The sequence below is a fragment of the Rhizobium leguminosarum bv. viciae USDA 2370 genome (assembly GCF_002008365.1).
Taxonomy (GTDB): Bacteria; Pseudomonadota; Alphaproteobacteria; order Rhizobiales; family Rhizobiaceae; genus Rhizobium; species Rhizobium leguminosarum.
This window is the reverse complement of record NZ_MRDL01000050.1, coordinates 1-24,933: the sequence shown is the minus strand read 5'-3', so window position 1 is coordinate 24,933 and position 24,933 is coordinate 1. Positions and strand designations below refer to the sequence as shown.

General features: G+C 60.0%; 21 protein-coding genes, 5 tRNA genes and 2 pseudogenes. 15 read left to right on the top strand and 13 right to left on the bottom strand.

All coding sequences use genetic code 11. The features are described from left to right. Nucleotides 1–53 precede the first annotated feature (53 nt). From BS629_RS26375 to BS629_RS26365, 3 genes are read right to left on the bottom strand one after another with little or no spacing between them, the layout of a single operon-like run. Nucleotides 54–3,317 carry an error-prone DNA polymerase gene (locus tag BS629_RS26375; RefSeq protein WP_077988557.1) on the bottom strand — a complete coding sequence of 1,088 codons (3,264 nt, stop codon included), beginning with the start codon at nucleotides 3,315–3,317 and terminating at the stop codon, nucleotides 54–56. Next, on the bottom strand, nucleotides 3,314–4,822 hold the full coding sequence (locus tag BS629_RS26370) for a Y-family DNA polymerase (RefSeq protein ID WP_077988556.1): 1,509 nt from the start codon (nucleotides 4,820–4,822) through the stop codon (nucleotides 3,314–3,316). Before BS629_RS26370 ends, BS629_RS26375 begins: the two co-directional genes overlap by 4 nt. Continuing rightward, entirely contained in the window at nucleotides 4,743–5,501 is a 759-nt protein-coding gene (locus tag BS629_RS26365) for an ImuA family protein (RefSeq protein WP_077988555.1), read from the bottom strand. Before BS629_RS26365 ends, BS629_RS26370 begins: the two co-directional genes overlap by 80 nt. 174 nt (nucleotides 5,502–5,675) lie before the next feature. On the opposite strand from BS629_RS26365, the gene BS629_RS40015 reads away from it, so the two are divergent. The 4 genes and pseudogenes from BS629_RS40015 to BS629_RS40010 form a co-directional block, all read left to right on the top strand. Continuing rightward, complete coding sequence (locus tag BS629_RS40015; protein WP_077988554.1) at nucleotides 5,676–5,939, top strand: hypothetical protein; 264 nt, start codon at nucleotides 5,676–5,678, stop codon at nucleotides 5,937–5,939. A gap of 3 nt (nucleotides 5,940–5,942) precedes the next feature. After that, nucleotides 5,943–7,031, top strand: a complete 1,089-nt coding sequence (gene dinB, locus BS629_RS26355; protein WP_077988612.1) for a DNA polymerase IV — start codon at nucleotides 5,943–5,945, stop codon at nucleotides 7,029–7,031. Between the two features lie 282 nt (nucleotides 7,032–7,313). Continuing rightward, entirely contained in the window at nucleotides 7,314–8,018 is a 705-nt protein-coding gene (locus tag BS629_RS26350; protein ID WP_198943674.1) for a DUF899 family protein, read from the top strand. 358 nt (nucleotides 8,019–8,376) lie between these two features. Next, nucleotides 8,377–8,517 (top strand): annotated as a pseudogene (locus BS629_RS40010) (CopG family transcriptional regulator); the annotation flags it as partial. Between the two features lie 303 nt (nucleotides 8,518–8,820). Here the strand turns inward: BS629_RS40010 and BS629_RS26335 are convergent. The 4 genes from BS629_RS26335 to BS629_RS26320 all read right to left on the bottom strand — a co-directional run bounded on the left by BS629_RS26335 (nucleotide 8,821) and on the right by BS629_RS26320 (nucleotide 12,971). Continuing rightward, nucleotides 8,821–10,776, bottom strand: coding sequence for an AI-2E family transporter (locus BS629_RS26335; protein ID WP_077988553.1), 1,956 nt, complete (start codon nucleotides 10,774–10,776; stop codon nucleotides 8,821–8,823). Nucleotides 10,777–11,003: 227 nt separating this feature from the next. Then, nucleotides 11,004–11,993 carry a DUF3618 domain-containing protein gene (locus tag BS629_RS26330; RefSeq protein WP_077988552.1) on the bottom strand — a complete coding sequence of 330 codons (990 nt, stop codon included), beginning with the start codon at nucleotides 11,991–11,993 and terminating at the stop codon, nucleotides 11,004–11,006. Next, nucleotides 11,993–12,409: a phage holin family protein gene (locus BS629_RS26325; RefSeq protein ID WP_077988551.1), complete on the bottom strand. Its 417-nt coding sequence runs from the start codon at nucleotides 12,407–12,409 to the stop codon at nucleotides 11,993–11,995. Before BS629_RS26325 ends, BS629_RS26330 begins: the two co-directional genes overlap by 1 nt. Then, a complete protein-coding gene (locus tag BS629_RS26320; protein ID WP_077988610.1) occupies nucleotides 12,402–12,971 on the bottom strand; it encodes a nutrient deprivation-induced protein in 570 nt (189 codons plus the stop codon). The genes BS629_RS26325 and BS629_RS26320 overlap by 8 nt, the downstream gene beginning before the upstream one ends. 575 nt (nucleotides 12,972–13,546) lie before the next feature. Here BS629_RS26320 and BS629_RS26315 point away from each other — a divergent pair. Further along, entirely contained in the window at nucleotides 13,547–13,834 is a 288-nt protein-coding gene (locus tag BS629_RS26315) for a hypothetical protein (RefSeq protein WP_077988550.1), read from the top strand. A gap of 289 nt (nucleotides 13,835–14,123) precedes the next feature. Here BS629_RS26315 and ligD read toward each other — a convergent pair whose 3' ends face one another. Further along, nucleotides 14,124–15,167, bottom strand: a complete 1,044-nt coding sequence (gene ligD / locus BS629_RS26310; RefSeq protein ID WP_077988549.1) for a non-homologous end-joining DNA ligase — start codon at nucleotides 15,165–15,167, stop codon at nucleotides 14,124–14,126. Between the two features lie 465 nt (nucleotides 15,168–15,632). Here ligD and BS629_RS26305 point away from each other — a divergent pair, with 465 nt between their 5' ends. The 4 genes from BS629_RS26305 to BS629_RS40585 all read left to right on the top strand — a co-directional run bounded on the left by BS629_RS26305 (nucleotide 15,633) and on the right by BS629_RS40585 (nucleotide 19,139). Continuing rightward, a complete protein-coding gene (locus tag BS629_RS26305) occupies nucleotides 15,633–15,830 on the top strand; it encodes a hypothetical protein (RefSeq protein ID WP_077988548.1) in 198 nt (65 codons plus the stop codon). A 77-nt stretch (nucleotides 15,831–15,907) separates the two neighbouring features. Beyond that, nucleotides 15,908–16,216 carry a hypothetical protein gene (locus BS629_RS26300; protein WP_077988547.1) on the top strand — a complete coding sequence of 103 codons (309 nt, stop codon included), beginning with the start codon at nucleotides 15,908–15,910 and terminating at the stop codon, nucleotides 16,214–16,216. Nucleotides 16,217–16,298: 82 nt separating this feature from the next. Continuing rightward, the gene (locus BS629_RS39350; RefSeq protein ID WP_184328258.1) at nucleotides 16,299–16,499 is read left to right on the top strand and encodes a hypothetical protein; all 201 of its coding nucleotides are present in this window, start codon (nucleotides 16,299–16,301) and stop codon (nucleotides 16,497–16,499) included. Between the two features lie 2,412 nt (nucleotides 16,500–18,911). Further along, the gene (locus BS629_RS40585) at nucleotides 18,912–19,139 is read left to right on the top strand and encodes a helix-turn-helix transcriptional regulator (RefSeq protein WP_077988546.1); all 228 of its coding nucleotides are present in this window, start codon (nucleotides 18,912–18,914) and stop codon (nucleotides 19,137–19,139) included. 92 nt (nucleotides 19,140–19,231) lie between these two features. Here BS629_RS40585 and BS629_RS26285 read toward each other — a convergent pair. Together BS629_RS26285 and BS629_RS26280 are read right to left on the bottom strand one after the other, a co-directional pair. Next, a tRNA-Arg gene (locus BS629_RS26285) sits at nucleotides 19,232–19,308 on the bottom strand. A gap of 57 nt (nucleotides 19,309–19,365) precedes the next feature. Further along, nucleotides 19,366–19,671: an ETC complex I subunit gene (locus tag BS629_RS26280; protein WP_018241855.1), complete on the bottom strand. Its 306-nt coding sequence runs from the start codon at nucleotides 19,669–19,671 to the stop codon at nucleotides 19,366–19,368. Nucleotides 19,672–20,331: 660 nt separating this feature from the next. Here BS629_RS26280 and BS629_RS26275 point away from each other — a divergent pair. After that, nucleotides 20,332–20,408: transfer RNA gene (locus BS629_RS26275), tRNA-Pro, on the top strand. A gap of 61 nt (nucleotides 20,409–20,469) precedes the next feature. On the opposite strand, the gene BS629_RS26270 is transcribed toward BS629_RS26275, so the two are convergent. Together BS629_RS26270 and BS629_RS26265 are read right to left on the bottom strand one after the other, a co-directional pair. Continuing rightward, complete coding sequence (locus BS629_RS26270) at nucleotides 20,470–20,958, bottom strand: DUF192 domain-containing protein (protein ID WP_018241852.1); 489 nt, start codon at nucleotides 20,956–20,958, stop codon at nucleotides 20,470–20,472. A gap of 1 nt (nucleotide 20,959) precedes the next feature. Then, a complete protein-coding gene (locus BS629_RS26265; RefSeq protein WP_018241851.1) occupies nucleotides 20,960–21,538 on the bottom strand; it encodes a cold-shock protein in 579 nt (192 codons plus the stop codon). A gap of 195 nt (nucleotides 21,539–21,733) precedes the next feature. Here BS629_RS26265 and gloA point away from each other — a divergent pair, with 195 nt between their 5' ends. The 5 genes from gloA (at nucleotide 21,734) to BS629_RS26240 (ending at nucleotide 24,064) form a co-directional block, all read left to right on the top strand. Further along, nucleotides 21,734–22,174 carry a lactoylglutathione lyase gene (gene gloA / locus BS629_RS26260; protein WP_018073425.1) on the top strand — a complete coding sequence of 147 codons (441 nt, stop codon included), beginning with the start codon at nucleotides 21,734–21,736 and terminating at the stop codon, nucleotides 22,172–22,174. 175 nt (nucleotides 22,175–22,349) lie between these two features. After that, nucleotides 22,350–23,390 carry a D-Ala-D-Ala carboxypeptidase family metallohydrolase gene (locus BS629_RS26255; RefSeq protein WP_018241850.1) on the top strand — a complete coding sequence of 347 codons (1,041 nt, stop codon included), beginning with the start codon at nucleotides 22,350–22,352 and terminating at the stop codon, nucleotides 23,388–23,390. A 197-nt stretch (nucleotides 23,391–23,587) separates the two neighbouring features. Beyond that, nucleotides 23,588–23,662 (top strand) — tRNA-Glu (locus BS629_RS26250). Between the two features lie 76 nt (nucleotides 23,663–23,738). After that, nucleotides 23,739–23,813, top strand: a tRNA-Glu gene (locus BS629_RS26245). Between the two features lie 176 nt (nucleotides 23,814–23,989). Beyond that, nucleotides 23,990–24,064, top strand: a tRNA-Glu gene (locus BS629_RS26240). A gap of 417 nt (nucleotides 24,065–24,481) precedes the next feature. On the opposite strand, the pseudogene BS629_RS26235 reads toward BS629_RS26240, so the two are convergent. Then, nucleotides 24,482–24,933 (bottom strand): annotated as a pseudogene (locus tag BS629_RS26235) (DegT/DnrJ/EryC1/StrS family aminotransferase); the annotation flags it as partial.

Here is a 24,933-nt window from a genome sequence, read left to right as displayed (position 1 = left end):
CTATTCGAATGAAACAAGGTGCCGACAGCCTGCCGAGCGAGGACCTCCTTTGATCAGTGGAAGTTCCGGCTCTTCACTTTCAAGGTATCGATGTGCAGGTCCTGGATGAAGATGTCCCTCGGCTTTGCGGCCGCCAGCCTGTCCCGCGAATCCGGACTTCCGGGCGACCCATGCGCGAACTCGTCTCCCCTGCCCGTCGGGAGCCGGAACTCGGCGTCGCGGTCGGCCAGCCCGGAAAGATCGGCGGACAGGTCGAATACCTGCTGGGCGACGAGATGGACGACGTCGCCTTCACGCTGAATTCTCCCGTTGATCGCTATCATCGATGCACCGAGGACGACGCGACGGCGCTGCTCGAAGAGCTTGGGCCAGACGACGACGTTGGCTGGCCCGGTCTCGTCCTCGATCGTCATGAAGATGACGCCCTTGGCGCTGCCAGGTTTCTGCCGGACAAGGACAAGGCCAGCCGTCATCAACCAGCGGCCATCCCGTGCATTCATGGCTTCCGCACAGGTGGCGATCCGGCGCTCCCTCAAGTCCTTCCGAAGGAAGGTGACAGGGTGTTCGCGCAACGTCAGCCCGATATGACCATAATCCTGGACAACGTTATGCCCTTCCGTCATCTGACGGAGAGTGACCTCGGGTTCCTGCTGCTCGGCGATCGCCCTCGCCTCTCGTTCGGACGCCGCGGCGAAGAGCGGGAGGGGTTCGTCACGCAGTGCCTTGATCGCCCACAAGGCGTCCCGCCGCTGAAGTCCCAGGGACGGCAGGAAGGCGTCGGCCTCGGCGAGTTCGACCAGAGAAGCCGCCGGAACCCCGGACCGTCGCCACATATCGTCAACGCTTTCGAAAGGTTGGTTCATGCGGGCGGCCACGACGCGCGCGGCATCGGCAGCGGCCAAGCCGCGCACCATGCGCATTCCCAGGCGGACAGCGTGATGGTCGGTATCTCCGATACGCTCAAGCGTACAGTCCCACCGAGAATTGTTGATGCAGATCGGTCGAATCTCGACGCCGTGGTTCCGGGCGCAGCCGACGATTTGCGCAGCGGCGTAAAATCCCATCGGCTGCGAGTTCAGCAGCGCCGCGCAAAAGACGTCCGGGCAGTGGCATTTCACATAGTTGGAGGCATAGGCGATCAAGGCGAACGATGCCGCATGGGATTCCGGGAATCCATAGCTGCCGAATCCCTCGAGCTGGCTGAAGGTCTTTTCGGCAAACTCGGCCGTGTAGCCGTTCCTGATCATGCCTGAGACGAGCTTGTCCTTGAAGCGGGAGACGCCGCCGGTGAACTTGAAGGTGGCCATGCTCTTGCGAAGCTGGTCGGCCTCGCCACCGGTAAATCCGGCGCAGACCATCGCGACCTTCATGGCGGACTCCTGGAAGAGAGGGACGCCGAGTGTCTTGCCGAGAACAGCTTCGAGCTCCGGCGTCGGGTAGACGACCGGCTCCTTGCCCTCCCGGCGGCGGAGATAGGGGTGCACCATATCGCCCTGTATCGGACCGGGCCGGACGATCGCCACCTGGATCACGAGGTCATAAAAGGTCCGCGGCTTCAGGCGCGGCAACATTGCCATCTGCGCCCTCGACTCGATCTGGAAAGTGCCGAGGGTGTCGGCTTTCCTGATCATCGCGTATGTCGCCTGGTCTTCCTGAGGGATGGTGGCGAGATCAAGATGCTCGTCCTTGTGTTCTCGGATGAGCGCGAATGCCTTCGCCATGCAGGTCAGCATGCCTAGCGCCAGGACGTCGACCTTCATGAATTTGAGCGCCTCGACATCGTCCTTGTCCCACTGGATCACTTGCCGGTCGACCATCGCGGCGGGTTCGATCGGAACGAGATCGTCGAGGCGGTCGTGCGTCAGGACGAAGCCACCTGGATGCTGTCCGAGATGCCGAGGAGTGCCCATGAGCTGCTGTGCAAGCCTAAGCGTCAGCGCGAGGCGGCGGTCTTCCGGGTTCAAGCCCTGATCACGAAGACTGCGATCACTGACCAGCTCTTCCGACCACGCCCACATGCCTGAGGACAGGGCCTTGATGAGGTCCTCAGGCAAGCCGAGCGCCTTGCCGACGTCGCGGATGGCACCCTTCGCCCTGTAACGGGTCACCGTCGAACAGAGAGCGGCCTTGTCCTTCCCGTAGGTCTTGTAGATCCACTGGATGACCTCCTCGCGCCTCTCATGTTCGAAATCGACGTCGATGTCCGGCGGCTCGTCGCGCTCCTGGGAGACGAAGCGCTCGAACAGGAGATCGTTGGTCGAGGGGTCGATGCTGGTGATGCCGAGGATGTAACAGACAGCGCTGTTGGCGGCCGAGCCCCGCCCCTGGCAAAGGATGCCTTGCGACCGGGCGAAGCGGACGATCGAGAACACGGTCAGGAAGTATGGGGCGTATTTCATCGTCCGGATGAGATCGAGTTCGTGACGGACGATTCTGAGAACCTCCGGCGGCAATCCTTCCGGATAGCGGTTGGGCACGCACTCCCAGACATAGTGCTCGAGGGATTCCTGCGGGGTCTTGTCTGGGAGGATCGCCTCCTCGGGATATTGGTAGGTCAGCTCCTCCAGCGAGAACCTGCAGCGGTCGACGATCTCCGTCGTCCGCGCCAGCGCTTCCGGGTAGCGTGGAAACAGTCTCTCCATTTCTTCCGGAGGCTTGAGGTAGCGGTCGGCATGGCGCTCACGCTCGAATCCGACGTCGTCGATGGTGGTGTTGTTTCGAATGCAGGTGACGACGTCCTGGAGATGCCGCCGGCCCGGCTCGTGGAAGAGGACGTCGTTGGTGACGACGGTGCGAACCCTGAACTTCGTCGCCATGTTCGACAGCCCGTGCAGCCGCATCTGATCGTTGGGGCGACGCCGCAGCGAAAGTGCAACGTAGGCGCGATCGCCGAACAGACCGGCGAGTTTGCGAAGCTGGACGGCGCAGGCGTCGTCCGGCAGGTCGGGAACGAGGACGGCTAGCAGTCCTTCGGCATAGAGGGCGACGTCCTCGAGCGACAAGATGCAGTTGCCCTTGCCGCCCCTGCTCTTTCCAAGCGTCAGCAGCCGGGTCAGCCGGGAGTACGCGGCGCGGTCGGTCGGATAGACGAGGATGGACATCCCGTCGGTCAGATCGAGCCTGCATCCCACGACGAGGCGGACGCCCGTGGCGCGGGACGCTTCGAGCGCCCGGACGATTCCTGCCAGCGAATTGCGGTCGACGACGCCGATCGCCTCGATGCCGAGCTCCTTCGCCGTCGCGAACAGTTCGTCGGCCGAGGACGCGCCGCGAAGGAAGCTGAAATGCGTCGTGACCTGGAGCTCGGCGTATCTCATCCGAATATCCCATGCATGAACCACTTATGGGAGCCCGTTTCGGGGTCGATGCCGTCGCCGGAGCGAAAGATCCAATATCGTTCGCCGCTCTCGTTTTCGACGACGAAATAGTCGCGCACCGCCTCCAGTTCGCTGTCGCGCTTCCACCATTCGCCGAAGACGCGTTCCGGGCCGTCGGCGCGCTTGACGCGATGACGCTTGCCGCGCCAGGTGATGCTGGCCGGCGGATGATCCGGCAGCAGGGCTATCGCCTCGATCCGATCGGGACGCGCGAACAGCCGCACCGGCCGTCGCCAATGGTGGACCCAATCTTCCGTCACGTCCTCGCCGACCGCGGCGATACGCTGGATGCTACGCTCCGGCACGTCGGAGGCGACCGGCGCGACCCGGTAGACGCACTGGCCTCGGTTGCCGAGGACGTCGATCAGCGGTGTGATGTCGGCATCCTCGTCGTCGACAAGCGAGGACGCCTTCTGCTTCTCTTCGAGCGGTTCCGACATCACGGCGACGAGGGTCAGCTTTTCGATCCCGAAACCCGGCTCGATCGTCTGCGTCCGGTCACGGAACAGTTTCGTCAACCAGGCAACGTCTCGCACGGGCTTGGCGGTTCCCCCTCTGATCGCCTGTCTGGTCCCGTCGACCTTCTCGACGATGAGATCGGTCCGGCGGACACCAAGACCCTTCCGTTGAAGTTCGGCGACGAGCTGAACAATCAGTCGGCCGACATACTTGTCGATCGTTTCCGCTGCACCTATCGGCTCGGCGAACGATCGAACGACCTCGACGAGCTCTGGGCTACGGATTGGATCTATCGGTTCGGAGACGCGACCGAACATCTGGTCGAGGCGGCGTCCGACTTCCGGGCCGAAGCGAAGCGCCAAGGGAGCGCGCGGCGTCGCCGACAGATCGCCGATCGTCCGGAAGCCGAGCATGCGCAGATCACCGACGATCTTCTCGGGTAGCCGCAGCAATGAGATCGGAAGGCGTTCGACGGCCCGGATGGTCTCGCCACTCGGGACGATGACGGTTTCGCGGTTGATCGCACGGGCACAGGCATGAGCCGCGCCCCAGGTGTCCGCTATGGCGACCCGTGCCGTCAGGCCCTTGGCGCGGAAGCGGTTGGCGATGCTCGTCAACATGCGCTCCTCGCCGCCCTGCAGATGGTCGGCACCTTCCGTGTCCATGACCATGCCGTCCGGCGCGTCGACGGCGACCATCGGCGAATACTGGCTCAGCGCCCACATGGTGATGCGCTCGAGCGCCGCTGCGTCGGCGGCCGGATCGGCGTCGATCATCCGCAGGCTCCGGAAGAGTGCCTGCGCCTTGGCGGCCGGCATGCCGACGTGGATTCCGGCCTTTCTGGCCGCGGCGTCGGCGGCCGAGACCCAGCGCTTGGAGCCGCTCTTCGAAACGACGGCAATCGGCTCAACGGGAATAGTGGGATCGGCCCGCCTGATCCTGTCGGTCGGCAGATCGGGAAAAAATATCGATACGACCCTTGGCATCGCAGGCTCCTACTTCGAACTCGGCGCACTCACCCGCTTTCACCCTCATCAGTTCCAAAAGCCACCTCGCCCGCCCGATGCCTGGAGCCGGCAGTTCCTCGCTTGGAATGACGCTCACCCTCCAGCGCGTGGTCGCGGCCGTCGGCTGTCCGAAGTCGCTGGCCTCGGTCTGCCGTCGCCACCGTCGCACCGCGAGCGCCATCGTGCCGGTCTTCTCGGCAGCAAGCTGCAGCCGCCGCGACGCCGCCATAGGCAGGCGGACGATCTCGCCCACCACCGCGCCAAGGCCGCCATACGAGAGGCCCTCCTCCATATTGGCAAGGACGTCCTCCTCTTTGTCGGACTCGACGAAGACGACCCGGTTCGGATGCAGGCCCGCTTGCGCCAGGGCCGGGAAGAACAGGTCGGGACGTGTCAGGCACCAGACGATCTTGCCTTTGGTGCGGGCGGCAATCCCGGCCACGAACAGGGCGGCGGCGGCCCCATCGACGGTGCCGGCCCCGCCGCCAGCGCACTCGTGCAGCGCCCCATAGGCCAATCCACCGCCCGGAAGCCGCCCGTCGATCTGGGCCACGCCGAAAGGCAAAACGCCTCGCTTGCGCTGACTGGCGCTTTCCAGGTGCGCAATCTGCTCGCGCAGGCCGTCGAGGACGGCGTTGGTGGCGACGGCTGAGTTCATGATCTCCCTTTGACGGCAACCCGTTTTCAGCTTGAGTAACAGCAATATGTTCTGTATTTGTTCTCAAGCAGTAAATGAGTCAATGCGCATATGACCCGCTGAAGTTGAGCACGAGTGCAACGCAGAAAAATCGCCAGCGGATTCAATCGGATGGCGAGGAAGGAATATTTTCGGATGCGCCGAACGCGGCCTGTGGACGATGGGGTTCCGAGACTGAAGGATCACAAGGTCCCGGTGGTCAAACTCATCTGTCGCTTTTGCGATCGCCATTGCGCGCACGAGCGAAAATTGCTGGTGAAAGCGTTTGGCGCAAGCGTCGGCTTCGGGGAAATCCGCCGACGGATGGCCATGGGCTGCGAGCGGATGCAGACGCCCCAAGGTGACAAGTGTGGCGCACACTTCCCATGTTTGAGTCATGGTCTCGCTGATGGAAGCTAGATGATGACAGACGAAGACAATCGCGAACGGCCGCGCAAGATCGTGCATGTCGACATGGACGCCTTCTACGCATCGGTCGAGCAGCGTGACAATCCGGAGCTGCGTGGCGTGCCGGTTGCTGTCGGTAGTCCTGCTGCCCGCGGTGTCGTGGCGGCAGCCAGCTACGAGGCACGAAAATTCGGCGTCCATTCCGCCATGCCGTCGGTGACCGCGCAGCGGAAATGCCCGGACCTCATCTTCGTCAAGCCGCGCTTTGATGTTTACAAGGCCGTCTCGCTGCAGATAAGGGCGATCTTTGCCGAATACACGCCGATGATCGAGCCATTATCGCTCGACGAGGCCTACCTCGACGTCACTGAAAATCTCAAAGGCATGGAGATCGCCACTGAGATCGCCGCGGAAATCCGCGCCAGGATCAAAGCGACCACGGGGCTCACCGCCTCGGCCGGCATTTCCTACAACAAGTTCCTCGCCAAGATGGCATCCGACCAGAACAAGCCGGACGGCCAGTTCGTCATCACGCCGAAGAACGGTCCGGCTTTCGTCGAGCGCCTGCCCGTCAAGAAGTTTCATGGCGTCGGACCGGCGACGGCCGAGAAGATGCATCGGCTGGGGATCGAGACTGGAGCTGACCTCAAGGAGAGAACGCTCGACTTCCTCGTCGAACATTTTGGGAAGTCAGGACCGTATTTTTATGGGATCGCCCGCGGGATCGATAATCGCCAGGTCAGGCCGGACCGGGTGCGGAAATCCGTCGGTGCGGAAGACACGTTTTCGCAGGACATCCATTCCTTTGAGCCCGCGCGTGAAGGGCTTCAGCCGCTGATTGAGAAAGTCTGGGGTTACTGCGAGGCCAATGAAATTGGCGCGAAGACGGTGACGCTCAAGGTCAAGTATGCCGACTTCAGCCAGATCACCCGCAGCAAGACGGTTCTGGTACCTCTGCAAGGTATCGGCGATCTCGAGGAGATAGTCGCTATGCTTCTCGTGCCGCTCTTTCCTCCGCGCAAAGGAATACGTCTGCTTGGCCTGTCGCTGTCTTCACTGGAGCCGCGAAGGTCTGAGATGCCGCAGTTGCGGTTCTCGCTTTAGTCACCCCGAAGACAAGCGGCCGTTCGGCGGCGCCGCGCTACGCGGTAGTTGGAACGTCGGAGAGCGAGCGGGGAATGCGATAATGACAGTCGTCGTGCCCGATCTCGCCGCCGAGAAGGAACGTTTAGTGACGGAGGGAATTTTACTGCGAACGAGGCTAGCGGGGACTTAGGCGCGGTCGCAAATTTCTTCGATCCGGAAAACAACCGGATCATCCTGGCAGAGCCGCACAAAAGCTGATCGGCATCCAGCATGATCTTGGTCACTCGAAGGAGCAAACACATGCACATGAGCGAATTGAAACCGGCAAAAGATCTCGCTGCGAAACGCGTATCCAGGTTCCAGAACGAAGCTCAGGACTATGCCGAGGCAAGGACGGCACTTTTGGCCGAAGAGATCGAAGTCAGGCGGCATCTTACCCGACTTGCGGAACAACGCCGACGTCTGCCTCCCGGTCCGGTCGTCCAGAAAGACTATCGCTTCAAGGACGAGAATGGCAGCGAAGTCGGTTTGGCGGACCTCTTCGGGGATCACGACACTCTTGTGACCTACTTCTGGATGTTCGGTCCTCAGCGCGATCGACCCTGCCCGATGTGCACGAACCTCCTCGGCGGAGCGAACGGCAACGGCGCCGACGTCAAGCAGCGCGTTGCTTTTAAGATCATTGGTCGCAGCCCGGTCGAGCGACAACAGAGGTTTGCCACGGAGCGCGGCTGGCGCGATCTCGATTTTGTTCAGACCGTGGGTGACGAATATCCGCGAGACCTTGGACTGCTCAACGACAAGGGCGACGAATATCCGGGGTTCACGGTCTACCAGAAGAACGGCGACGAGGTCCGCGTCTTCTACAACGCCGAGATGCCGGCCGAAGCGGCGGATCCCGGACAGGATCCAAGAGGCGCGGTGGATATCGCTCCGCTCTGGAACATCCTCGATATGACGCCGGCGGGCCGCGGCACGGACTGGTACCCGAAACTAAACTATTAGGTCGGACGTTCACCCATCTTTCAGAGAAGTCAGCGACGGCAAGTCATCTGAAGTTCATCAAAGGTGGGCGCCCGCCAGAGCCCCCAATGTGATCGACAGTGAAGGCTCCGTTAATCGAACTGCTCCTCGGGCTCAATCTGCTCCCGCGCAGCGTTGTTTAACGGAGCAACTGGATGATCGGGAAGCCGCGCTTCGGCGCCCGCAAGGAGCTAGACGAGACCTGGACAATATTCGACCGGCGCACAGGCAAGATAGCGGAGCGGTCTGGCCTCATAATGGCTCGGTTGAACAAGTATGTCGTTTTGGGGCTGGTCCAAATCCTTGAGCAGATCTAGGACGCACCGAAGCGTTTCCATTGATGACCTCGTCCGACACCGCCACGCTGCTTGAGGACGCCGCTGACCGGATCGCAGATATCTCGCGTCCGGATTTCCAGATCATGCTTCGTCGGGCTGCGCTGCGGCTGCGGAACGCCGGCGCGGATGACGTCGATGATGCTTTCCCTTGCCAAAGCGCGAGGAGATGTCGGCCGAAGCGGTGTTCACATGGAAGCTGATCCCGCCGATCAGGGCACCTCCCCCGCTTTCACGTGCCGGTGGTCGAACGTTCCGGCTCGAAGTGCGAATGCGTGCCGTCGACGCGTGTCCAGATCCCGGTGGCGGCGGTGTTGGCATGTCGTCCGAAGACCATCGGAGTGCAAGGGGTCGCGACCGCGTCGGATTGAAGGCGACACTTTCACGGCGGCAGAAAAATGAAAGCACCAGCACCGTCAAGGAATACGAGCGGCGACGGAGAACCAATTTCAATTCGATGCAGCGGATGGCCTGCCGGAAGGCAGTCCGCGTCGCGCAATCTTCCGAACTACGGTTTTGAGACTCACGGGCGTCGACATGACTAGGCCGGATCGAGCCGCCTGCGCTATCGACGTCTCGATGAAGTCGGCATCGATCTCGGACGGGTCGATCGGCGCATAGTCCAGACCATTCGCCGTAGGCATAAGAAGCCCTACGCGCAGGTCAGGCTTAAGTCGCTTCAGTCGTCGAACGATCTGACGAGCGCGAGACTTCGAATTGCCGTTTAGATATATGACGATCGCCGTGTCGACCCTGTCGATGGGAAAAGCGAGAGATCCTCGCGCGGCATGGTCGGAATATGATGACGTCGTGGACGTTGCTCCCTGGACCTCCAGCACCTGCGAAAGCATTGCGGCGGCCGCATCGTCCAGACCGCCGCGGCCTCCGATGCACAATAAGGAGCGGCCCTGGCCATCGGGAAGTTCCAGTTCGGAACCCGTTTCGAGACCGGCGTCCGATGCGGTCTCGTCCTCGTTCTCCTCCTCCTCTGCAATGTCCGACAGGTTCTCCACCAAAGACAGCGAGCTGGACGCCACCAGAATGATCTGGTTTTCCGACAATACGCCGCGCTGACGGTCGGTCTCGCCAAGCAGGAGCGCAGGAAGGCCTACATTGTCGTAATAGTCGACGAGATATTCCTCTTGCAGGAACTCCTCGGCGTTGTCGGAGGCTTCGTTCGGATCGCCCGCGAGCAGACGCTGGTAGAGCTTCTCGTGAGGCTCCAGAACCGGCTCGTTGCCAAGCAGGACATCGAGGACGCCGAACTGGGGGACATGTCTTCCGAGCACGACCAGACAAACAGTCAAAGGCGTCGAGAGCATCAGTCCCAGCGGCCCCCATAGCCACGACCAGAAGATCGCCGAAATAATGATCGCCAGAGGCGAAAGACCGGTGTTGGCCCCGTAGAGCCATGGCTCGAGCACGTTGTTGCTGATCAGTTCTGTCGTCAGATAGAGAGCGCCGACCCAGACCACGAGAGACCAGCCAGGCGCGATTGCGAGGGCCAGAAACAACGGAAGGATCATGCCGATAATCGCGCCGATATATGGCACGAACCGCAGAACAAGTGTGAGCAGCCCCCAGAGGATGGCGTTCGGAATGCCGAGCGCCCACAGGCCCATGGAGATCGGCACTGCGTAGAGCGTGTTCACCACCAACTGCATCAGCAGGTATCGCCCGACCCGCTTGCCTGCGTCCTGGAGAGCCGCGGTCGTCCGGTGAAGGTCTCCCAAACCAACCAGCCGGATGAAACGGTCGCGCAGGTCTTCTCGCTCGAGCAGCATGAAGATCACCAGCACGACCACGAGACCAGCGGTCGCGAACGGGCTGATGAGCGGCAGAAGAAGGTTGCCTAGCGTCTGGATCGGATCGGAACGTGTCACGATCTCGACTGGCATCGGTTCGCGAGTCGTGGGCGTCTGGGCGGTCGGGCTCTTGCTTTCGATGGCCCGCGTCTGGATCTCGGCGCCGACGCGTTCGACCGCTCTGCTCAGATGGTCGAGGACGCCGTTTCCGGCGCCCGCTTGGGCGAGGGAATGAACCTTGTCGACCAGGTTTCTTTGATAGGTGGGGATGTTCTCCGCAAGGTTCGTCACCTGCGTCGCCACGACAATGCTGAATACGGCGATCGCGCAAAACGCCGACACGACTGCGAGAAGAACGGCGGCGATCTTTGGAACGGAGCGCTTGCGAAGGAAAGAGACGATCGGGGCCAGCGTGAACGAAAGGAGAAGCGACAGCGCGAGGGGAACGAAGATCTCCTGGCCCAGCCGGAGGATGACGGCCACTCCAATGAGGATCAATATCGTGCTGCCAGACAGCTTGCTGCGAAGCTCCCCCTCTGCAAGTCGATAGGGTTCGCCGGTCGGCGCCTTGGTGGTCTTCGAAAGTTCCGCGCTACTCACCGCCCACCCCTATCTTCAAAGGAAAACCTATGCGCTCGACATGGATGGAGGCGCACATCGTATGCGTAAGTGCTCAGTCATATCGCAGGCTGGCCTTCAGGTCTCCTGAGGTCGCCCTTACCACAACGACGGCAAGGGCAACGCCCGATCGTGGACGGCAGAAATGCCTTCACTGCGACCGCGACGGCGTTTCGTCTGTAATCACATAACTTGTCTCCTCGTACTCCTCAATTCGATGGGGTGCGATCATTACCTTGAGCACCCGCCTTGAACGCATCGACCTCCGTGATCAGGCGATCCTTAACCGCGTCGTGGGCATCTGACGCGACCAATGCGGCCTTTTCGTAGACCTCCGAGGCGACCTCTTTGCTTTGGTCGACAACATCCAATGCCTCGGCGGTGAGCCGCTCTTTAGTGGAATCGGCGGCGTCACCGAGAAATTCGTCTTCGGTGTCGGTGTGCGGCAACGCCGCGCCGATAGCCGCGCCCACCGCAAAAGCTAATGCACCGCCGACCAGCGGCTGATCGCGAAACTGGGTAAGGATCGCCTGATTAAGTTTGGTGGTTTGTTCCTGGAGGCTTGTCGTCGCCGAAGAAGATCGGTCAGACACCGAGCCGGCAACTGCACTTGCGGCGTCTTTTGCCTGCTCCCATCTCTCCGCTGCCCAGCCCGTTGCCGCGTCGAACATCGCACCCACCTCGTCGCTGATCTGATCGATTTGCCTGCCGCTGGCGTCCGCAAACCCACGGTAGGTCTTGCCAGCTTCGTCGACGAAGTGACCAGCACGGCGTCCGGTTTCATCGGTCAGCGCTTTCAGCCTCTTACCGGAGCTGTCCGCGAAATGGCTGTAGCGCATTCCGTTTTCGATCTCGGGAGGGCCAAGACGGCGGACCGGTCCGTTCACCGGATACAGGGGATACTCAGCCGCGGTCCGGGAACTGGCAGGCACATTTGAAGAGGAGGTTCCCTTTGCCATCAGCCAGGCTAGGCTCACCCCCATCAACGCGACAGGCAGGGGATTTTCCTTGAGGGCTTGGCCAAGGTTGCTGACATACTCTCCCCCGCCACTGTTCTTTGCATAAGCCAAGACCTCATCGATCAACTGGCCTGGCGACATTCGCTCCTGAATGGCGTCGATGCGATCTCCGATCCGCCGGCGATCTTGATCGATCTCCTGCTGAAGGTCAGCAGATGTTCTTCCAACTGTCGTTTCCATCAGATCTTCTCCTTGACAACATTGGCATCACGGCGAAGCGAGGTCGCGGTTCGATCCAATTTCAAGTTGCTTCCACGAAGTGCGGCCAGGCCACGGGAAACCAACGCCCACGCGATGACCGCAATCACGACGCCGACGATTAGGGACGCGAGGGCACTGGCACTTGTCTCTGTAAAACCCTCGGTCACCAGGAACGCCGCAAGCCCCCCAACGAGGGCGCTCAACAGGACGCCGACAGCGCCAATCGCCAGGACAAGCCCGAAAACAAGCACTTCGACACCGCGAAGCACCTGCGAGAACTTTTCGGACGCCTCGGTCTTGGCGAGATCGATTTCCTTGCGAAGCAGCCCCGTGACATCGGCCACGAGACCGCCAACGAGCTCTGAGAGTGGGGTACTATCGACAGACTTAACCATTGATTTCTCCTCCCGCCGCCGATGACCCCGAGCGTCCAACTGCAACGGTTTGGCCAATCGCTTCCGTGGGCGATCGCTTGGCGGAGGCGGTCAAAAACCTGCTCGCACTCAAGCCCGCAAGTGCCGCAATTCCAAGGAATGCTAGCGGTTGCTTGCGGCCGAATTCCTCGGCCATCACCGCGATTTCGCCGAGGTCCTTGCCTTCCATTCGTTTGGCCGCGGTCTGGACGCTTCGTCCGATCTGCCTGGCATACCGTCCGACCTCTGGCTGGTCGGATGCCTCCAGTTCCGCGCCGACCTTCTCAAGCGCCGTCGCGATGCCGCCAACCTGGCGGGCTGCGAAGTAGGTTTGCTCGGAAATAGCCTCATTGACCTTTTCGACGGCGGTATCGGCGCCTTCCTTTATGGTGTCTCTGGCCGCGGTGACATCATCGGCCAACTTAGATTTCAAGTCCGCGAGTGAAGGCTCCGCCTGCGGGGGCGCAGGCTCTCTTGGAGATGGCGTGGATGTTTGCGATGACGGCTTTGGCGGGCCATTTAATTCTGTGAATTCGCTTGGCACTGTAGCCTCCCATGGCTTAACAAAAGCGGCCTTGGCCGCAATCCTAAACCTCGACTGGAGGCCTTTGTTCCCAGTCCTGAGCGCTGTCGCTCTTTTTGACATTTGACGTCTCCGGCGAGGGCGCGAAGAGCGTTCCGGGCCCTGATGCCGGCGTACCGATCAACCCGCGGGCGGGAAGCCCGTCGACCGCCCGGCGAGCTGCCTGGCAAGCCCAGCGGACCCGAGTAGGCGCCCTTGGTCCGTTGCAGGGATTCACATCGGCGGTCGCTAGGCGTATGGTCGCCCTACCTTCTTGAGAGCAGGCGGCGATCGGATGCTCCCGGAGGGCCAGCCGACGTGTCCGTAGTCCTCGACGACGTTGAGGATGATAAGGACGGCGAGAGCTCGGATCATGCCAGTCATATCGCTCTCCTGGATAGATGAACGCACGGGCTGCCAAACCTGTGGAGAAGTCGAACAATCTGCACAAGTTGCGGATTTGTACGCGCTTCTTCGCGCTCTGATAGCGCGATCTATTTCCAGACTCGCCGACGTATGCCCTCCTGCTGACGCAACCGGCAAAGGAGACGCCATCTATGTCCAAGGACAAGAACGAAGCAGAGTTCATTGACGACCCGCATGCTCCAGAGGTTTTCGCTGACGCTGCCACCGGCTTTTTTCATTTTAACGGCAACATCAGGACAACCTTCGAATCCCTACGGGTCGACCACTCGACAGCGCCTGGCCCCGTCCATCGGGTCGTGATCGGTCGATTGAATATGCCCGTTTCAGCAGCAGAGGCATTTGCGAGAGGGCTTCTTGACTTCATCGAGACCCAACGCGCTGCTAACTCGGCACCGCAAGCGAATGCCACCATCCAATAGGCCGGCGTTAAAAACCCCACCTCAGCGAGCCGGGCGGGGTTTGGTATCGGCGGTCGGGGCATGATCCATCAATAACTACTCGGGATGCCCCTCTATGCCGCCCACTGGAAAGATTCTTGTATGACGCCAAGAAGCTGTGCATCCGCGCGGCGTCAGCCGATAGGTTTGGCCATCGCACTAGACCACGTCGTCGGCAGAGATGTGCTTAACTTCGGTAATCCGCAGACAGAATGATCGTTCCTCGGACGGTACGAATGGCGGTCGGCAGGATCAAAGCCAGCCCGAGCGATTACGCCAGCTCATAAACAGTCGCCACATCAGCCGCGTCGCGCAGCCCTTTGTAAGACGCATTCCTCAGCTTGCCGTCATGCGTCCATGCCCGATACTCGATTTCGGCAACAAGTTTGGGATCGATGAAGACCGCGTTTCGCTTCCTCCCCGTATCAACGGCGGGCTTGCTGATGATCAGCTTGTCCATCTGCTCCCGGAGCTCAGCGGCGGATCGCTCATTAAAGCCGGTCCCTACTCCACCGACGTAGACGAACTCGTCTCCTTTGCGCGCCGCGAGCAGCAGTCGGCCGATGCCACCGAACGACGCTGATGATTTCTCATATCCGACGATCGCGAAGCCGTCGCTCTGGGTGCACTTTATCTTCAGCCAGTCGCCCAGGCGGCCGCTGCGATAGGGCGCGTCCCGGCGCTTGGCGATGATGCCTTCCAACCCGTGTTCGCAAGCGCTTGCCAGCAACTGATCGCCATCGACCTCAATCTCCTCCGAGAGCCGAATATCGCCCTGCTCGCCGGCAGGCACCAGATCCTCAAGCAGATGCCGCCGCATGTCGAGTTCGGAGTTTCTGAGATCGTGGCCGTCGAAATAGAGCAGATCAAAAGCCATGAAGATGGCGTCGCTTGAGCTCTTCTTGCCGCCCCGCCCGCCCAGCGATTGTTGCAGTAGGCCGAAATCCGACCTGCCCTGCTGGTCGAGAACCACCGCTTCGCCGTCGAGGATTGCCGTGCCGACAGGAAGCCACAATGCCGCCTGCTTGATTGCCGGGAAACGATCTGTCCAGTCGTGGCCGCCGCGCGTCAGGATGCGAATGCGCGTCGGCTCGACATGAACCGACAGGCGATAGCCATCCCATTTGATCTCATAAACCCAACCGTCGCCCTTCGGCGGTCTTGCTCTCAGAAGCGCAAGACACGGCTCAATGCCATCAGGCATAGGGTCGAAGGGCAGATTCGGCTGCGCTGGATCTCGCGCTTTGCGAGGCCGGGATCGAACTGGTTTCTCGGCATCCTGCAGAAGCGGCTTTGGTTTCGACGCCTTCGTCATGCCGCCATAGCATCAGCATTGCCTTAAAAAGCAATTGACCAATTTGTGTTATCGAAAACTTCGGCCAAGACGAGAACTGTAGCGCACAAAGTCGCCTGGCAATTCGCAGAACATGACGCTCGCGGCGAGCAGGGCCTGCCACTGATCAAAAAATTTCGCGCCGGGGAACAATATGCGTTGTTGATCGTAAGAAAGTCGGGTCGTGCGGAGATTTGTTATAACCACCAGCCACTCGACACTTCGCTGTGCGGCCCACTCGTAAACCTCAACCTAGCCCCGCTCCGCAGCGGGGCTTTTTCCCACCTCAATTGATCTTCAGCCAATGCCGTAACGCCGCTGCCGCGCCATCCGTCGATTAAAAAAGCAATTGACCTAGATTGATTATTGACTCCTCCCCCGAGCGAACATAATAAGAACATCGGCGCTGAGGCCGCCAATCTGAAAACTGAAGTGTGGAGCACGGATATGCTAGAGCAGCCGATCGGCGAAGCCGTGGACGGCGAGCGGACCAAAGTGATCGCCTACCACAGGGGCGATACCGACCCAGTAATAAACACCTTGCTGGAGGATATTCGCCACCTCCGCCGGCAGCTTGCATTGACGGAAGGCGTCATGAGCCTCGGCATGGCGCGCGGGTGGCGACCGAGCTACGATCGAGACTAACTTGCCTGAGACGTATGAGAGAAAGCGGCTCAGATGGCCCCTCAGTCAAGTTAAGCCAGAGACCGGGTCTGTAGGTAATGCTTGACCGTTTCCAACCAAAAACCGTGTCCTTCGAAACGGCTCTCAGGGACTGGTGGTGGTCGCAACCACAGTCTTTCCGGGACAGCATCAGTCTGTCGGCCGCGCGCGCTTGTTTTCGAGGAGGTTACACGGCAGGCAAGCAGACGGTGGAACGGCGCTTCGTATTCAGGGCCGGACGCATGCGCATCACCGTCTGGGCGACAGGCATGATGGAAGCGAAGAAGAAAGCCTATGCTGAGGCTGATTTTCGTGCGGCGAAGAAGGGTTGGCCGAAGCCAAAAGCGGGCTGGCGACTCCAGGAGTAAAGATCAGCGACACCGACAAACCAGCCCTGACCATGGCGCCGCAAATTTATGCCCATTATTGCGAGGAAAAGGAATGCAAGGAATGGGGCAACAGTCCCTCCCCGGCTGTGGCGATCCGCTGGTGGTGAGCATTTCCCGCATAAGTCAAACGAGCAAGAACACGCACTCAGGGGGAGTTCCGTTCGTCTCGGGCATTGATACGCCGGAGATCGGGTGGCACGCGAACCGCATCAATGAAAACTCGCTGTCTGAAATGATGCGGCAGTTGCGGTCCTCGCTTTAGGCAACCACCGGCCCAGGTGGCGCCCGGTGTCAGTCGTCCAAGGCCGACATTCGACCACATCGCGTCCGACGCGGCCAACGGTACCATCGTCCTCGGCGCTAACGAGGAAGCCATCGGCGATCACAAGATCATCTCCAGCTCCTCATGGCCGACGAATGCACTTGCCCCTCTTCTCAAGGTTATCGAGCGAGGTGGTCGGCCCGAGCCATCAGAGTGCCGACTGCAAGTGCTTCTGCGATCGATCTTACCGTGACGACCCCAGCACAGCCGAACCTGGATCAAGCGCGGGCGGAGTTGCAGCGAGCGGTGAGTCCGCCCCCTTCTGGGGATGGACGGAGCGTCCCCTCGTCTCCTTGACATCCGCCCCCCGGAGTCGCTGATAATCTCTGGTCCCAAAGTTTCGCTCGCCGCCGGAAGGATGATGCGGGTGTTTGGCTGGTACGACCACGAATTCAGTTTCGCGACACGGATGCTCGATGTTGCGATCCTCATGCGTCGCAGGTCAGCGGTCGCACAACCTTTGCCCCGCGCCAGTTGCGCTCACCCGGTTTGTTCAAGTTCGACCAAGGGTCCGCAAGGTCCTTGTAACGAAGGAACGGCACCGGCTTGGCGTGGGCGCTCGATCTTGGGATTGCCATCCCGAGAATTCGAACGCCCAGCTCTTCCGGGCTGGCCAATCGACGTACTTACGCCCGTGACCTCGCGCATGAAAGATGTCAACCACCGCTTCGGCCATTTAAGCCAAGTAGCTTAAACCTAGATTCTCAATGGTGCCGCCTACCAGAGGTACAATCTTTCCGCGAGCGGGAAGAGGGGGCAGGTCCTTGAGATCACCGCTGGAGCCTCTCGGAAGGGATCGACCCCGCCCTTCTTCGGAGCAGCTTTAGCTAACGACACATCAGGGTGAAGCATCCAGACGAGTAGGAGCGGCTGACGCCCTCCGCAACCACCTTCCCATCAGGGATTCGGACGAGGCGCTTGGAGCGTAGTCGAGGGATCTCGAAGATGGAACGGCGTGGATCTGACTGGCGCGAAAGTCCAGCGCGCAGCCTTTCGTGCCGAAGGCGATTCGAGTCGAAGAAAGACCTTTCGCGTCACCGTCGCCTATGGATGCGATATCGGAAGCAAACGGCCGGCAGATCACGACACACGAGGCTAATCCATGAGGTCGCCCGCATCTCCTTTCAACAGGTGTCGATTCACTTTTGGGGTTTCGCAACGACCAACGTTGGTGGTTCCGTCGATGGCAAGTCTGCCCCCCGATGGCGGGATTGAAGTCGGCTCGTCGAGCAAATGCCCCAGACGCGTGAAGGCACAAGAGCCTGTTTTGCATTCTGTTAGCCGCTCGCGCGGGCGAAGATCCGCTTGGATCGAGGTCGAGCGCGTTCACCAACTCGGTAGGATTCGATCCTGAAATTGCCACCGTTATAGCTGCACGCAGGGGTATGGCGCTGTGGACCGGGAGCCGGCCCGGCCTTCCTGATCGGGGATAATCGGCGACAGTGGAGGGTCTGGGCTGCCGGCGGACCTTCGTGACGAGGGTCGCAGGAATCCTTAACGGTCACCGGCATCAGAAAGCTCTGAATCCATCCCCAACCCTCGCGCGGTTGATCCCCGCGGAAGGTCCCTGTTCCTCTCAGCAGCGACGCCGCGCTTCCCACGCGATCCGTCTTGTCGCACGATCGTGAGACGAGCCAGCATCCATTGATGCCGTTATGGTCAGTCGATCTTGGCTTGCGGAACGAGCGATCGGCAATACACTTCCGCAAGGATTCCGCAGCACTGGTTACAGCCCACACTCCAGGACTCGGTGGTATGCGGAAGATTAAAGCCTCACCGCAACAGCCGCGTCCTCACCAAACGATCCCGTTGCGCTTCGCATCGATCGCCGCCTGAGTGGGCGGCGCTACCAGCCTCCACAATCGGGCCTCCAATCGTCAGGTAAAGTTTCCTATACTCGTAAAGCGAGAAATTGTCAATACCTAAAGTTCACCACATGATCTTAGTGCCCACCATGTGAGCATTTTAGGAAAGCAGTTGTCGTTGCGGGGCAATATACGACCGGCAGACTCTCTGCCGCACCGCACAAAATCCGGATGCAGAGGTGGGCGCAGGCTCAGCATGGGGCGGCACCGCCTACGCCGCTCGTTAAAAGCAAACGAAAACAAACACCGCGAAAGGACTCGTACAATATTGATGACGTGAAAAACACAAAGGATTCACGATATACTTACCACGCAAAAAGTGAGGCCAGACTACATACCGCATTGCACAGTAACACGGAAAATATTCCAGGCTTACTCTGTGTAGACAAGACAATTTCCATGATGTATACTTATAAGGGTAGTAACGAGCCCGAGAGAGAGACGAGAAGAAAAGGCAGATCGCAAAAATTCGGAGCAGGAGAAGGCTATGGTTCGTATCATCGACATAAACGAAGTCATTAGGCGAACGGGCGTGTGCAGAAGCACCATCTGGCGGAACAGGAAGGACATGAGCAGTGACTTTCCCGCCTGTCGAAGACTCTCGAAGCGACGCATAGGCTGGTCCGACGTCCGGATCGACCAATGGATTCTAGCGAAACCTGTACGATCGAGTCGCGGCCGACGGCGCCGACGCCTGATAACCGGCCGGTGGTGAGATGAGGCCCCAGCCGACAAGCGCGCGTTGCCCAGTTCGTTGCCCCGAAGAGGGTGAAGCGGTTGGGCGACGCTTAGAACTGGTTGAAATGATGGCGACCCCTGCAGGAATCGAACCTGCGACAACCTGCTTAGAAGGCAGGTGCTCTATCCAGCTGAGCTAAGGGGCCGTCCGGCGGCCGCGTCTCATGAGCGCGACCGGATGCGGCATATCTGGACGAGAAATCTCAATGCGTCCAGGGCTGCGTGCGGGTATAGCGGAAATTGTCGGGATAGGCGACAACCTGGCGTGTCGGGTCCTTCGGCGCGATGACACGGTATTCGATGCCGTTGCGCTGGGCGTAGGCTTCGGCGAGTTCCTGCGATTCGAAGGTGAGCTTCACCTGCTGGCGCATATCGCCGGAGGAGGTGTAGCCCATGATCGGATCGATCTTGCGCGGCGACTCCTGATCGAACTCAAGCACCCAGAGATGAGTCTTGGCCTTGCCGGACTGCATGGCGGTCTTGGCTGGACGATAGATCTTGGCAGACATGACTGCAGCGTCTCCGACTATGCGGGCAGCGCCCGCCTTACATGGCTCGATCCCCGTTCCCGGGGCTTTTGCTTCATCGCTAGAGATAACGCAAAGAGATGAATTTTGCTTAGCCGCGAATCCCCGCTTTTTCAAGAAAAAAGGCGGTGTACGACGCTGCTGGCGACTCCATAACGAGCCGATGCATTTGGGAAACAAGGATATCGACGGAGATGGCGGCAGCCATCTCTTGAAACCCTCGGATTTCCACCCGGATTGCGCAATATTACCGATTGTCTCATGTTTTGATCACAACCCGATTGCCGCTGCCAGCCCTCGGCACTAGTTTACGGCTCAATCGCTTTCAGTGGATTTGCATTCATGATCAAACGTTCGGCGGAGTTCAATGCCATTGTGATTGGCGCGAGCATCACGGCGTTCTTCTACGTTGCCATCAGCTACGCTCAATATATCGGCCTGATCGCCCACGGCTGAGGCAGCCTTGTCCTGACGTCCAATTGCGCCAGTCAAATGGACTCGTGCGCCCGGCAAGCAGACTGGCGACCTATCAAGATTTTTCTGTCTTGCATCCACAGGTCCGGCGAGGAATCTTCGGCCAGAGCTGGATTTATGGGTTGCGACGGCGAAGTGAACCGTGTATCTCCCCTGCCATTCACGGCACGGAGTGTAGCGCAGTCTGGTAGCGCATCTGGTTTGGGACCAGAGGGTCGGGAGTTCGAATCTCTCCACTCCGACCATTCAATATCCCGATATAATTGAATTCCTTGACAGGCGCACCGCTGCTCGCGGTCGCGCGCGCTACTTCGCCTTCTTCGTCGTCGTGGCGCTGACGATCCTGTCGCCCGGCTTGATACCCAGTTTGGCGACGATGCCGGCATTGAGTTCGACGACGTATTTCACCGCGCTCATCGAATCGATGATGTCGCGCGAATAGGGCACTGCCTTTTCCTTGATGTGGCGGATCGTGCCGGTGTCATCGGCAAAGAGCATATCGAGCGGCAGGATGGTGTTTTCCATCCACATGGTGACGCGCCGCGGCTCATCGAAATCGAAGATCATGCCGGCATCGTCGGCCATGACCTTGCGAAACATCAGTCCGTGGGCGCGCTGATCTGGGGTCGAGGCAATCTCGACGGTGAAATGCAGCACCTTGCCCGCAGCGGTCTGGATGAGCAGCGGCTCCTTGTCGAACCGCATTTGCTCCTCGGCCAAAGCCGGCAGCGCGGCCATGAAAAAAAGCGCCAATATGGCGCTTCTGATGGCATGAAACAGGGTAAGACTGCTCATATTAGTGAGACCGGCTGGCCGGGCTCGGAACGTCGGGATGGATCTCTGCGGCCATCAGGCCCTTTTCGCCGTCGCCGAAGCGGACAAGAACCACCTGGCCGGGGCGCAGTTCCGTCAGGCCGAAGCGGCGGAGCGTTTCCATGTGCACGAAGATATCTTCTGTGCCCTCGCCCCGCGTCAGGAAGCCGAAGCCCTTGGTGCGGTTGAACCACTTGACCAGCGCACGCTCGAGTCCGCTCGTCGCGGTGACCTGCACGTGGGTGCGCACCGGCGGCAGCTGCGAGGGATGAATCGCGGTCGACTGATCCATCGAGAGGATCTTGAAAGCCTGGTAGCCGCGCTCGCGGCGCTGGATGAGTGCGACGATGCGCGTTCCCTCGAGGATCGTCTGGTAACCGTCGCGACGCAGGCAGGTCACGTGCAGGAGAACATCCTGCAAGCCGTTGTCGGGCACGATGAAGCCGAAACCCTTGGCGACGTCGAACCACTTGACGACGCCGGTGATTTCAACAAGATCGACTGGCTCTCCCGATAGCTCGTCGAGGTCGGAGTATTCGTTCGATGAAATCCTATCAGCCATTGTCGCCAGCCCCTCGAATACGCGTCACACTGTTACGGTTAACTGATTCTTCAAATCAAGATTAACATCTTGGTAACGGATAAGCGCAAGTCCTAGTTTTCGGTTATTCCCAGCTGCACATTTTATAAAGATGACTTGCCCGAAGCTGACCTCGGCTTGCTGAAAAAAGCCAGCCCCAATAAAGGAGTAGATAGAATGCGTTATCTCCACACAATGGTACGCGTCAAAGACCTAGACGCCTCGCTCGCTTTTTACACCACGCTGTTCGGGCTGGAGGAGATTCGGCGCCACGAAAACGAGAAAGGCCGCTTTACCCTGGTTTTTCTAGCCGCTCGCGACGATCTCGACCGTGCGCGCAGCGAAAAAGCTCCCTGCCTCGAACTAACCTACAACTGGGACACGGAAGATTATAGCGGAGGACGCAATTTCGGCCACCTCGCTTATGAGGTCGACGATATTTACGCGACCTGCCAGAATCTGATGGACAACGGCGTCACTATCAACCGGCCGCCGCGCGACGGCAACATGGCCTTTGTGCGCTCGCCCGACGGCATCTCGATCGAAATCCTGCAAAAGGGCAGCCCGCTTCCGGCCGCCGAACCCTGGGCCTCGATGGGCAATACCGGCGCGTGGTAAGGGTTTTCGCCGCAAGGCTTTTGCGAGGCTTGCGGCTTTTTCGATTTTGGGTCCGGCCGGCGCCTTGACGCTTGCCGCGATCCGGCCCCGCAGGCAATCTCCTGGCGACTCGAAGCGGAGGAATGGTGTTTTTCGCCGTTTTTCCGCATCAACTGGAGACTGTCGCTTGCCTAACATGCAGATGCGGATGCCCGTAACGGGCGCTTTGCTGATCGCCACCTCGGTGCTGGCGCTGTCCGGCTGCGCGTCGGACAAGAAGGCGCTCGAATCCGCCGCAGTTGCTCCGGCGGCACCGGCCGCAGTACCACAGCTTGCCACGGCAGCGCCTGCAGGCCCTGCCCCACGCTCGGTCTATACGGATCCGCGGCTCGTCAGCGCGCCTCAGGTCGTGGCCCAGGATCCGAATGCCGCCGTCCCGCCCGCCGGTTCGGCAACGGCGGCGCCCGCCAATATCGGCGGCCTCGTCCTGCAGTCGACCCGGATCAACGCGCAGGCGATGAGCATCTTTTCCGATCACCAACCGGCGCCGCAGAACAACAGCACGTCCACCGTCATTCAGCCGCAGGCCTATGCGCCGGTGGAAGGTGCAGCACCGGCGCGAAGCAGCGTCTACAGCCAGCAGCCCGCGCCCACACAGCCGGCAGAACCGGTGCTGCCGCAGCAATCCTCGCAGAATAGCAACGCGCAGCCTGCGCCCGTGCAAACGGCGTCGCTGACGACGGGCAGCATTCCGGCCTCGACAATGAATGCGCTCTACAGCGCGCCGAAGCAGAACCTGCTCGGCAGTCTGTCCGGCCTGCTGCACAAGGCCGCCCTGCCCGGCATGACGCGTATCGCGCCGAATGGGCTGCATCTTCAAAACGACAAGGTCGAGGTCGGCTGCTTCAAGCCCGACCTCTTGAAAGTGATCAAGACGGTCGAAAACCATTTCGGCCGACCGGTTATCGTCACCTCCGGCTATCGCGACGAGGAGCACAACCGCCTCGTCGGCGGCGCTGACGAATCGATGCACAAGAGCTGCGAGGCCGCCGACATCCAGATCGACGGTGTGACGAAATGGGATATCGCCGCCTATATCCGCTCGTTTCCGGACCGCGGCGGCGTCGGCACCTATTGCCATACGGATTCGGTCCACCTCGATACCGGCAAAACCCGTGACTGGAACTGGGGCTGCGGCGGCAAGCGAGCACCCATAACGACCGCAAGAGCGATCTGACCACCGCGCGATTTTCGCATTACGTTACGGCAGCGCCGCCTCGTCTCGATAAAGAAACAACCGACAGCCTATTGATTCAGCTTCAATAATCGGCTTCTCAAACGCACTCGGATTTCCTGTCATTTTTTTGAAAGAAACCGCAATTGCCGCTTGCGGGATTCAAAACGCCTGACTATAAGGGCGCCACCACGAAGGAAGCGCCCTTCGTCTATCGGTTAGGACACCAGATTTTCATTCTGGGAAGAGGGGTTCGACTCCCCTAGGGCGTGCCACTTTCTCTCCACATAGAAGCCATCACATTCGCTTGCAGAAGCCGGCGCGCGCTCCTATTTTAACGAGGCTGGCTGCGCGCCCTTCGTCTATCGGTTAGGACGACAGATTCTCATTCTGTAAAGAGGGGTTCGACTCCCCTAGGGCGTACCATCGGACCTGCGTAATGGCGCCTAAACCAGCCCGCTGGCTTATTTTTCCCGACTCCGTCGCCTCACGATACCAGGTTTTCCACAGCCGAAATAAATCGGCGAAAACGATGATTTTTTCGCGCCCTGGCGCTTGCGGCCTTTGAAGGTGGTGACTATAAGGGCGCCACCACGAAGGAAGCGCCCTTCGTCTATCGGTTAGGACACCAGATTTTCATTCTGGGAAGAGGGGTTCGACTCCCCTAGGGCGTGCCATTTTTCTTCCAGAAATTCATCCATCTGTTCGGGCCAGATCAGCGGCCTTATTTGCCGCTTGTGCCCCTCCTGCGCAAGCCTCGCCTCACGTCCGCGCTCTATGATCATGGCAAGTGGTGTACTTCGGTCGTTCGGAGCGCCGATCACCGCTCTCGCCGGCGGGCTGGAGAGATGCTTCGCACCCGACCTCCGCAACTGTGCTTTAATCTGGCGTCTATGAGATGAAGAAAGCGGCGTGATCGATGGTCACGCCGCTTTCTTATGAGCAGCCACTTGCAATGCGCCGGCTCGCGATTTCTTATCTGGCAGGCAGAACTCGCGCTTCAAGTCTTTGATGACAAGTGAGGCGGCTAGAACAGGATGATTTTAGGCCCGGTCGGCCTAGCGGTGCGAGATGACTGTCGGAATACCGTGTTTTTAAGCCGACTCGATCAGCGCGCAGACCTTGTCGACGATCTCCATCTCCATGTCCGGATAGATGGGAAGGCAGAGCACCTGTTGTGCGGCCTCGGTTGCGACCGGCAGATTCGAGGGCTGCGAGGAAGGCAGGCTGCGGTACATCGAGAAGCTTGAANTTCGAGGGCTGCGAGGAAGGCAGGCTACGGTACATCGAGAAGCTTGAAATCAGCGGATAGAAATAGCGGCGCGGATGAATGCTGTTTTCCTTCAGCCGTTCATAGAGCCCATCGCGTGAAATGGGATAGTCAGGGCGTACGAGTATCGGGAAATAAGAGAAGTTGGAGACGGTCTCGCCGGAACGGTCCAGGCATTCTATGCCGGCCACGCCGCGGAGCCGCTCACGATATGCACTGTCGATCAAACCACGCCTTTCGAGCGCGAGCTTGATGTATTTCAGCTGCAACAGGCCG